The sequence below is a fragment of the Saccharopolyspora sp. SCSIO 74807 genome (assembly GCF_037023755.1).
In the GTDB taxonomy this organism is placed as follows: domain Bacteria; phylum Actinomycetota; class Actinomycetes; order Mycobacteriales; family Pseudonocardiaceae; genus Saccharopolyspora_C; species Saccharopolyspora_C galaxeae.
Genome location: NZ_CP146100.1, coordinates 611,174 through 620,000 on the forward strand (window position 1 = coordinate 611,174; position 8,827 = coordinate 620,000).

Annotated in this window: 6 protein-coding genes and 2 rRNA genes (1 of these 8 only partly in view); 4 read left to right on the forward strand and 4 right to left on the reverse strand. The window is 67.1% G+C overall.

The genetic code is table 11. The features are described from left to right. Window positions 1-29: 29 nt before the first annotated feature. The 3 genes from aroA to V1457_RS02770 all read left to right on the forward strand — a co-directional run bounded on the left by aroA (window position 30) and on the right by V1457_RS02770 (window position 3,400). Window positions 30-1,298 carry a 3-phosphoshikimate 1-carboxyvinyltransferase gene (gene aroA / locus V1457_RS02760; protein WP_338599862.1) on the forward strand — a complete coding sequence of 423 codons (1,269 nt, stop codon included), beginning with the start codon at window positions 30-32 and terminating at the stop codon, window positions 1,296-1,298. Continuing rightward, a complete protein-coding gene (gene rsgA, locus V1457_RS02765; protein ID WP_338599865.1) occupies window positions 1,298-2,305 on the forward strand; it encodes a ribosome small subunit-dependent GTPase A in 1,008 nt (335 codons plus the stop codon). The genes aroA and rsgA overlap by 1 nt, the downstream gene beginning before the upstream one ends. 186 nt (window positions 2,306-2,491) lie before the next feature. Further along, entirely contained in the window at window positions 2,492-3,400 is a 909-nt protein-coding gene (locus V1457_RS02770; protein WP_295148781.1) for a hypothetical protein, read from the forward strand. A gap of 56 nt (window positions 3,401-3,456) precedes the next feature. Here the strand turns inward: V1457_RS02770 and V1457_RS02775 are convergent, their stop codons facing one another. Both V1457_RS02775 and V1457_RS02780 read right to left on the reverse strand, forming a co-directional pair. Beyond that, a complete protein-coding gene (locus V1457_RS02775; RefSeq protein WP_200073233.1) occupies window positions 3,457-3,960 on the reverse strand; it encodes a DUF6912 family protein in 504 nt (167 codons plus the stop codon). Next, window positions 3,957-5,384: a wax ester/triacylglycerol synthase family O-acyltransferase gene (locus V1457_RS02780; RefSeq protein ID WP_295148787.1), complete on the reverse strand. Its 1,428-nt coding sequence runs from the start codon at window positions 5,382-5,384 to the stop codon at window positions 3,957-3,959. Before V1457_RS02780 ends, V1457_RS02775 begins: the two co-directional genes overlap by 4 nt. Window positions 5,385-5,452: 68 nt before the next feature. Here V1457_RS02780 and V1457_RS02785 point away from each other — a divergent pair, with 68 nt between their 5' ends. Next, window positions 5,453-6,214 (forward strand): RNA methyltransferase, encoded by a 762-nt coding sequence (locus V1457_RS02785; protein ID WP_307850313.1) that lies wholly within the window; start codon window positions 5,453-5,455, stop codon window positions 6,212-6,214. A gap of 135 nt (window positions 6,215-6,349) precedes the next feature. Here V1457_RS02785 and rrf read toward each other — a convergent pair. Both rrf and V1457_RS02795 read right to left on the reverse strand, forming a co-directional pair. Further along, window positions 6,350-6,467 (reverse strand): 5S ribosomal RNA (rrf, locus tag V1457_RS02790). A 127-nt stretch (window positions 6,468-6,594) separates the two neighbouring features. After that, window positions 6,595-8,827 (reverse strand): 23S ribosomal RNA (locus V1457_RS02795) (it continues 852 nt past the right edge of the window).

Genomic DNA, 8,827 nt, shown 5'->3' on the forward strand with positions numbered 1-8,827 from the left:
GACGTGGGCGAATGCGGGATCATTGGGACATGACGCAGCACTGGCCAGCCCCGGTCGCCGAGCATCCCGTGCGAGCGACCGTGCCCGTCCCGGGCTCGAAGTCGATCACCAACCGCGCGTTGGTGCTCGCGGCGCTGGCCACCGGTCGCTGCACCGTGCGCAACCCGCTGCGCAGCCGCGACACCGAGCTGATGGCCGCGGCGGTGCGCGCGCTCGGCGCGGACGTCCGGGACGGCGCGGACGGTTCCTGGCTGGTCGAACCCGCTGAGCTGCGCGGACCGGCGACCGTGGACTGCGGGCTCGCCGGCACCGTCATGCGCTTCGTACCGCCGGTCGCCGCCCTCGCCGAAGGCCGGATCTCCTTCGACGGCGATCCCCGCGCCCGGGAACGTCCGCTGGACACCGTGCTGGACGCGCTGCGGGCACTGGGCGCCGAGGTCAGCGGCAGCGCGCTGCCGTTCGACGTGCACGGGACCGGCAAACTTCCCGGCGGGCGGGTCACCATCGACGCGTCCGCGTCCTCCCAGTTCGTCTCCGGTCTGCTGCTGTCCGCCGCGCGGTACGAACAAGGTGTGACCGTCGTGCACGAAGGCGCTCCGGTTCCGTCGCTGCCGCACATCGACATGACCGTGGCGATGCTGCGCGAACGCGGTGTCGAAGTCGACGACGAGCAGCCGAATTCCTGGTACGTCGCCCCCGGACCGGTCCGCGGGCTGGACGCGGAGATCGAACCGGACCTGTCCAACGCCACCCCGTTCCTCGCCGCGGCAGCGGCCACGGCCGGTCGGATCACCGTGCCGGGATGGCCGCGGGCGACCACGCAGGCCGGGGACGCGATCCGCGGAATCCTCACCGAGATGGGCGCGCAGAACGAGCTGGACGAATCGGGGCTTACCGTCACCGGCCCGGACGAGCTGGCGCCCGTGGACATCGACCTGCACGAGGTCGGCGAACTCACGCCCACCGTCGCCGCCCTGGCCGCGCTGGCGAACGGACCCTCCACGCTGCGCGGCATCGCGCACCTGCGCGGGCACGAGACCGATCGGCTCGCCGCGCTGCAGCACGAGATCAACGCGGTCGGCGGCGACGTCGAGCAGACCGCCGACGGGCTGCGGATCCGCCCGCGCGCGCTGCACGGCGGTACCTGGCACTCCTACGCCGACCACCGGATGGCCACCGCCGGGGCCATCCTCGGCCTGCGGGTGCCCGGCATCGCCGTGGAAGACATCGCCACCACCGCGAAGACCATCCCCGACTTTCCCGGCATGTGGACGACGATGCTGGAGCCGGTGTCCTGATGGCACGGCGCGGCTGGCGGGACCTGGACGAATCCGATGTGCGGGTACGCCCCGGACGGCGCAACAGCCGGCCGCGCAGCAAGCTGCGTCCCGAACACGCCGACGCGGACCAGGCGATGGTCGTCGCCGTGGACCGCGGCCGGTGGACCTGCGCGCTCGACAGCGATCCCGGTCGGCTCGTCGTGGCGATGCGGGCGCGCGAACTCGGCCGCACGCCGGTGGTCGTCGGCGACACCGTCGGGCTGGTCGGCGACACCTCCGGCCGGCCGGACACGCTCGCCCGGATCGTGCGGGTCGGCGAACGCCGCAGCGTGCTGCGCCGCACCGCCGACGACAACGACCCGTACGAGCGGGTCGTGGTCGCCAACGCCGAACGGCTCGTCATCGTCGCCTCGCTGGCCGACCCGCCGCCGCGCACCGGACTCATCGACCGGTGCCTGGTCGCCGCGTACGCGGGTGGGCTCGTTCCGCTGCTGTGCCTGACCAAATCCGACCTGGCCTCGCCCGCGGACATGCTCAGCAGCTACTCGGCGCTGCCGCTGCCGGTGCTGGTGACTCGGATGGACCACCCGCACGAGCAGCTGCGCGAAGCGCTCGGCGGGCGCGTCTGCGCGCTGGTCGGGCATTCCGGCGTCGGCAAATCGACCCTGGTCAACGAGCTGGTCCCGGAGGCCGAGCGCGCCGTCGGCGAAGTCAGCGGGGTGGGCAAGGGCAGACACACCTCGACCTCCGCGGTCGCGTTGCCGCTGCCGGACGGCGGCTGGGTCGTGGACACGCCGGGGATCCGCTCGTTCGGGCTGGCGCACGTCACCCCCGACGACCTGACCGCGGCGTTCCCCGGTTTCGCCGAAGCGGCCGAAGAGTGCCCGCCGAACTGCGGCCACCTCGGCGGCGCCGAGGACCCCGAATGCAACCTCGACACCTACGTCGCCGAAGGCGGCAGCGCCGAGCAGCTCGGCTCGCTGCGCCGGTTGCTGCGCTCCCGCGCAGGCCGCGACGAGCAGTGACCACCCGCCGGGGTGGCGCGCGGGTTCCGCCACGTACCGGTCGCAGGTGGGAAAACCGTTGCACCAACGGGAATCCCGGTGATTTTCACTCGCCGCGCAGCACGTGATCGGCGTCGCCGACGCCTGGCGCGCACGCGCAACGTTGCTAGCGTGGCCGCGGACGCCGACTCCCGACGAGGAGCTGTTATGCCCTCAGTACGCGCCCGAAACCACGACCGCAGCGCACTGGCGCGCTCCTGCACCGCAATCGTGTCCGCGAGCCTGCTGGCGACCATCGGTCTCGGTGCCTGCAGCGCACCGGAAACTCCGCCACCGGCCAAGCCCGCATCGGCCGCCGCAGCACGTCCCGACCCGAGACCCACCGCCGCACCACTGCTCACCGACGTGATCAACCGGATCAGCGAGCGCGGCAGCGTGCGCACCACGGTTCGCGGCGACCTCGGCTTCATCGGCGATCTCCAAGGGCAGGGACTCGCCCGCTACAGCGGCGATCACGCCGACGTGAGCCTGCGCGGGAGCACTCGTCCCTCCCCGGCTCAGCCGCCGCAAGCCCTGGACCTCGCGATCCTCGACGGCGTCGGATACCTGAAGTCGGCGCTGCTGCGGCCGGAACCGGCCAAACCGTGGCTGCGGATCGCCCCCGACGGCACCGACTTCGCCGCGAAGCTGCTCGCTCCCGCACTGCGGCAGTTGCAGGACTCGACCGATCCGCGCGCGACCTTCCAGGGCATCGAGTCCGCCACCAAGATCCAGTCCAGCGCTCCGGACCAGCTCGACGGCAAACCCGCCACGCGCTACAGCCTGCGCGTGCTCACGGCAGCGGCCGCGGCCAAGGCCCCGGACGACCAGCAGCGCCGACGATTGCAGCAGGCCGCGGACAACGGGCGTCCGGAGATCGGCTACGAGCTGTGGATCGGCCAAGATGGCCTGCCGATGCGGTTCGCCGCCGCGCAGAAGGTCGCGCAGGCCGGGCAGGTGTCGTTGGAGTCCGACTACCGCGACTGGGGTGGGCCCGTGCAGATCACGCCGCCACCGCCCGAGCAGGTCGGCGAGTTCCCCAGCGGGCCGCTACCGATGGCACAGCCACCGCAGTGACCTTCCGCCGCTGACTCGGCGCCGGGGTGCGTCGGAGCGCACCCCGGCGCCCCGGTTCACATGAGTTCCAGCAGGAACGGCACTTCCTGCGGCGCGTACCAGGCCAGTTCGTGGTCCTCGGCTTCACCGAGCACGAAGTCCGCGTCCGGATCACCCAGGTCCGCGGCATCGATGACTTCGGCCGCCGCCCGGACGGCTTCCTCGGCCTCGGACGTGTCCACGTGCACCGCCGCCACTTTCTTCCACGGCACCGGGCCGGACAGCCGGACCACCGCGTTGTCCAGGTCCGGGCGCAGCGTCGGGTCCGCGACATCGGCGGAGACCACGACGCGGCGCAGCTCCCCCTTCTCCTCTTCGTCGAGCTCGCTCGCGATCAACCGCAGCGAGGCCCTGGCGGCCTCCCGCATCGCGGCGTACTCCAATTCCTCGGTGTCACCGGCCGCGTAGGACTCCCGCAACGCGGGCGTCAACGCGAACGCCGTTCCGCTCAGCGGCTGCATCTGCGAGTCCTCCACGAAGCCCCGCAGCATCCGCACCGTGGCGGGCAGATAAACCCTCATCCGTCGACCGTCCCGATCATCTCTTCCACCGACTCCCCGATCATCGCCGCAAGCACGTGCACATCCGACATCGCATCCCGGTCACCGTTGAGCCCGAAGTACATCCCTCCGTCGTAGGAGGTCACCCCGATCGACAGCGACTGGTTCTTCGCCAGCGGCACCACCGGGAACATCTCCGTCATCTTCGCGCCCGCCGCGTACAGCGGCACTTGCGGGCCGGGCACGTTCGTGATCAGCACGTTGAACAACCGGTCGGAGAACACGTTCGCCACGCGCGCGCCCAAGGCGTGCAGCGTCGGCGGCGCGAAACCGGACACACCCACCAACGCCTCGGCAGCCACCGACTGCCCGGACTCGGCGTGCGCGCGCAACGCGTGGCTGACGTGGTGCAGCCGCAACACCGGGTTCGATTCGCCGACCGGCAGATCCACCAAGTACGCGGCAACCCGATTGGTCTCCGAACCGATGCCGGTCCCGTCCGCCGACTCGCCACCCGCGACGTCGCCGCCGCGGACCGAGACCGGCACCATCGCGCGCAACGTGGTCGACGAGGACACCGCCTCACCGCGCGAGAGCAGCCAACTGCGCAGCGCGCCAGACACGACCGCGAGCACGACATCGTTGACGGTCCCGCCGTGTGCGCGCCGGACGGCCCGGAAATCGTCGAGCCTGGCGCTGGAGACGGCGAACCGCCGCTGCGTCGAGGTCGGGACGTTCAACGGGCCGCCGGGCGATGGCAACGCCGCGGCACGCACCGCCGAGGCCAGGCCGCCGAGCGCGCTGGAAACCTTGCGCACCGTCGCGGTCGCGTCCACGACCGCGGAACGGACGTTCTCCACGACTTCGCCAGGGCGCTGGACCGCTTCGGTCACCGCCTCGAGCACCAGCTGCGCGGAACTCGGTTCCGGACGCGGCATCCACAGATCCTCGCGCTCGGCCGAAGAGTTCTCCGCAGCCGTGTTCAGCAGCACCTGGCCGATGTCGATCGCGCCGATCCCGTCGATCATCGCCTGGTGCGTCTTGGTGATCACCGCGACCCTGTTCCGGGACAATCCTTCGACCAAGTAGAGCTCCCACAACGGGCGCGCCGGATCGAGGTTGCGCGACATCAGCCGCGCCACCAGATCGTGCAGCTGCTCGTCCTTGCCCGGCTTCGGCAACGCCGAACGCCGGACGTGGTAGGTGATGTCGAAGTCCTGATCGTCCACCCACACCGGTCGCGCCAACCGGCCCGGTATCTGCCGGACCTTCTGCCGGTACCGCGGCACCAGGCCCAGCCTGCGGTCGATCATCGCCAGCACGCTGTCGTAGTCGAACCCGGTGCGGGGACGGCGGAACACCGCGACCCCTCCCACGTGCATCGGCGTCGTGTGGTCCTCCAAGTACAGGAACGAGGCGTCGAGGGCGGAGAGGCGATCGGGCATGTCCGCGATACTGGCACACCACCGGGCGGCTACGAGCCGTACGCGCGCCGCGTGTGACACTGGACGTCGTGACCAGCACTGCCTCCCCAAAAGATCGGTTCGTCACCGTCTACGGCCGGAAACCGGTCCTCGAGGCGCTGTCCGACATGGACTTGCGCGTGGACAAGGTGATCATCGCCGAGGGCCTCGGCGGTGCGATGATCAACCAGATCAAGGAGGCCGCCGCGGATCGCGCGGTGAAGGTGCAGCGCGCGAGCGCGCATCGGGTCAAGGTGCTGGCGGGCAACGGGCGGCACGACCAAGGCGTGCTCGCCGACGTCGTAGCCAGGAACATGCGTCCGCTGGTCGACGCGCTCGAGGACCCCGCCACCGCGCCGCGCCAGGTACTGCTGCTCGACGGACTGACCACGCCGGCGAACGTGGGGATGATCCTCCGGACCGCCACGGCCGCCGGGATCGACGGCATCGTCGTGCCGCACCGAGGCGTTGCCGGACTGGATCCGCTGGTCGTCAAAGCTTCCGCCGGGATCGCGTTCCACTCGCCTGTCCTGCGTGCAACGACCGCGGGTGACGCCGCGGAACAGCTGACCGAAGCCGGCTACCCGCTCTACGCGCTGGAAGCGCACGGCCCGGAGAACGTCTTCGAGGCCGACTTCGGACCACGCGCCGCCTTCGTGCTGGGCAGCGAAACGGCCGGACTGTCCGAGGACGTCGCCACGCGCATCGCGCAGCGGGTCGCCATTCCGATGCGGGGCGGGGTCGAATCGTTGAACGTCGCCAGTGCTGCGGCCGTGCTCTGCTTCGAGCTGCTTCGACGGCGCGAGAGCTGAGGCGCGATGTGGCGGACTTCGAGTCCGCCACCGCCGCGGCGACATAACGCACCTGCGGCAACTTCATGATATCCGTCTGTGAATAGCAGAAGGCCCCGGAACCGTGGTTCCGGGGCCTTCCCCATTTACGAGTATTGTCGGCGGTGTCCTACTCTCCCACACCCACACAAGTGCAGTACCATCGGCGCTGGAGGGCTTAGCTTCCGGGTTCGGAATGGGACCGGGCGTACCCCGCTCCGCTATACCCACCGACAAACCAACACACACCCAAACCCCATACGGGTGTGCTCACCAAAGGTGAAAACCAATATTCACAAGTCAAACACAACAACCAACGAGTTGTTGCCTCAGACACCATATAGTGGACACGAGACATCCCTGTGGGCAAGTCCTCGGCCTATTAGTACCCGTCCACTCCATCCGTTACCGAACTTCCATGCCGAGCCTATCAACCCCATCATCTCTAGGGGGCCTTAACCCATCAAGGGTGGGAACCGTCATCTTGGAACAGGCTTCCCGCTTAGATGCTTTCAGCGGTTATCCCTCCCGAACATAGCCAACCAGCCCTGCTCCTGGCGGAACAACTGGCACACCAGAGGTCCGTCCGTCCCGGTCCTCTCGTACTAGGGACAGCCTTCCTCACGACTCCTACGCGCGCGGCGGATAGGGACCGAACTGTCTCACGACGTTCTAAACCCAGCTCGCGTGCCGCTTTAATGGGCGAACAGCCCAACCCTTGGGACCAACTCCAGCCCCAGGATGCGACGAGCCGACATCGAGGTGCCAAACCATGCCGTCGATATGAACTCTTGGGCAAGATCAGCCTGTTATCCCCGGGGTACCTTTTATCCGTTGAGCGACACCACTACCACCAGCCAGTGCCGGATCACTAGTCCCTGCTTTCGCACCTGCTCGACCCGTCAGTCTCACAGTCAAGCCCCCTTGAGCACTTACACTCACCACCTGATAACCAACCAAGCTGAGGGAACCTTTGGGCGCCTCCGTTACCCTTTAGGAGGCAACCGCCCCAGTTAAACTACCCACCAGGCACTGTCCCCGATCCGGATCACGGACCCGAGTTAGATGCCCGGAACGACCAGAGTGGTATTTCAACAACGACTCCACACCCACTAGCGTGAGCACTTCCCAGTCTCCCACCTATCCTACACAAGCCGAACCAAACACCAATACCAAGCTATAGTAAAGGTCCCGGGGTCTTTCCGTCCTGCCGCGCGAAACGAGCATCTTTACTCATATTGCAATTTCACCGGGCCTGTGGTCGAGACAGCGGAGAAGTCGTTACGCCATTCGTGCAGGTCGGAACTTACCCGACAAGGAATTTCGCTACCTTAGGATGGTTATAGTTACCACCGCCGTTTACTGGCGCTTAAATTCTCCGCTTCCCCCTCCAAAGAGAGGTAACAGGTCCTCTTAACGTTCCAGCACCGGGCAGGCGTCAGTCCGTATACCTCGTCTTACGACTTCGCACGGACCTGTGTTTTTAGTAAACAGTCGCTTCTCCCTGGCCTCTGCGGCCACCACCAGCTCCCCCGGCACGCGGGTTCACCAGCACTGGCCCCCCTTCTCCCGAAGTTACGGGGGCAATTTGCCGAATTCCTTAACCACAGTTCACCCGACCGCCTCGGTATCCTCTACCGGACCACCTGTGTCGGTTTCGGGTACGGGCCATGCACACACATCGCTAGAGGCTTTTCTCGGCAGCACGGGCACACTGACTTCACCACCACGGCTACGCATCACCCCTCACCCACATAGTTGCCCGGATTTCCCTGGACAACGGGCTACAGGCTTACACCAGTACCACCACTCACTGGCACAGCTACCCCACTACGTCACCCCATCACTTGACTACTCCGGCATCAGGTCCCATGCACTCACACCAGAAGTCCGAAGACCACCAATGCTCGCGGATGGTTAGTCTCAACCGTTTCACCATGGGCGCGTGTACACGGGTACGGGAATATCAACCCGTTCTCCATCGACTACGCCTGTCGGCCTCGCCTTAGGCCCCGACTCACCCTGGGCGGACGAACCTGCCCCAGGAACCCTTGGTCACTCGGCGGCAGAGATTCTCACTCTGCACTCGCTACTCATGCCTGCATTCTCACTCCCACACACTCCACACCACGGTTACCCGGATGCTTCCCTGCATGCAGGACGCTCCCCTACCCAACCACACAAAAGTATGATCGGCATGGCTTCGGCGGTGTACTTCAGCCCCGCTACATTATCGGCGCAGGACCACTTGACCAGTGAGCTATTACGCACTCTTTCAAGGATGGCTGCTTCTAAGCCAACCTCCTGGTTGTCTCAGCAATCCCACATCCTTTTCCACTGAGCACACACTTAGGGGCCTTAGCCGATGCTCTGGGCTGTTTCCCTCTCGACGATGAAGCTTCTCCCCCACCGTCTCACTGCCACGCTAAACCCAGGCGTATTCGGAGTTTGGCTGACTTCAGTAACCAACAAGGCCCATCAACCAACCAGTGCTCTACCCCACCCAGGAACCACGCAACGCTGCACCTAAATGCATTTCGGGGAGAACCAGCTATCACGGAGTTTGATTGGCCTTTCACCCCTACCCACAACTCA

What these genes read in the sequence shown, in the direction of transcription:
- V1457_RS02775 (WP_200073233.1), bottom strand. Translation starts at nt 3,960, where the DNA reads ATGAGGGTTTATCTGCCCGCCACGGTGCGGATGCTGCGGGGCTTCGTG.
- rsgA (WP_338599865.1), top strand. Translation starts at nt 1,298, where the DNA reads ATGGCACGGCGCGGCTGGCGGGACCTGGACGAATCCGATGTGCGGGTA.
- V1457_RS02780 (WP_295148787.1), bottom strand. Translation starts at nt 5,384, where the DNA reads ATGCCCGATCGCCTCTCCGCCCTCGACGCCTCGTTCCTGTACTTGGAG.
- V1457_RS02770 (WP_295148781.1), top strand. Translation starts at nt 2,492, where the DNA reads ATGCCCTCAGTACGCGCCCGAAACCACGACCGCAGCGCACTGGCGCGC.
- aroA (WP_338599862.1), top strand. Translation starts at nt 30, where the DNA reads ATGACGCAGCACTGGCCAGCCCCGGTCGCCGAGCATCCCGTGCGAGCG.